General features: G+C 45.2%; 1 protein-coding gene. It reads right to left on the bottom strand.

What is annotated here, in order from left to right; all coding sequences use genetic code 11:
- Positions 1–51: 51 nt before the first annotated feature.
- Positions 52–249: a hypothetical protein gene (locus tag ACOTXR_RS25145; RefSeq protein ID WP_220423196.1), complete on the bottom strand. Its 198-nt coding sequence runs from the start codon at positions 247–249 to the stop codon at positions 52–54.
- Positions 250–555 lie beyond the last annotated feature (306 nt).

Below are 555 nucleotides of genomic sequence, written 5' to 3'. Positions count from 1 at the left end.
AGAGTTTTTGAAATGTAAGGCCTTTGAATAAGACAAAAGGCTGCCTCATCGCTAACTTTGCAACAGTGCCGTCAGAAAAGCAGCGTCCTTACGTTTTCGGTAATACGCATCAGTCGAACAAACCGCAATGATCTCGATTGATTCAGGGTGATGACAGATAGCATTAACCGTAGTTTGTTCATGTATCTGTGCCTTGAGTTCAGCCTGAATTTTTGATTGATGATACATAGCCTTGAGATAGCTAAACATGATTTCCCCATCGAACAGTAAGTCGTGTCAATTCCTAGAGTTAACACATTTCTGATCATGACTCACACGTTACGTTCAGTCGGTAGCCATCTGTGCAAAAAATGCGCTTAGCGTAGGATAATTTCCTTTTTCCAAGCGGACCCCAGGTGGGCCGATTCCCACGCGGCAGCGGCGCCCGGCAAGGTGGGCCGATTCCCATATCGACATGTATGGGGGTCAGTTTGGAGATCGGAAATTTTTGGGCACTGTTGCAAAGTTAGCGATGAGGCAGCCTTTTGTCTTATTCAAAGGCCTTACATTTCAAAA

Origin of the sequence: Enterobacter cloacae complex sp. IR53030, assembly GCF_049238365.1 — a bacterium.
GTDB lineage: Bacteria > Pseudomonadota > Gammaproteobacteria > Enterobacterales > Enterobacteriaceae > Enterobacter > Enterobacter kobei.
The sequence above is the reverse complement of the archived record's forward strand: the minus strand, read 5'-3'. Positions and strand labels throughout refer to the sequence as shown.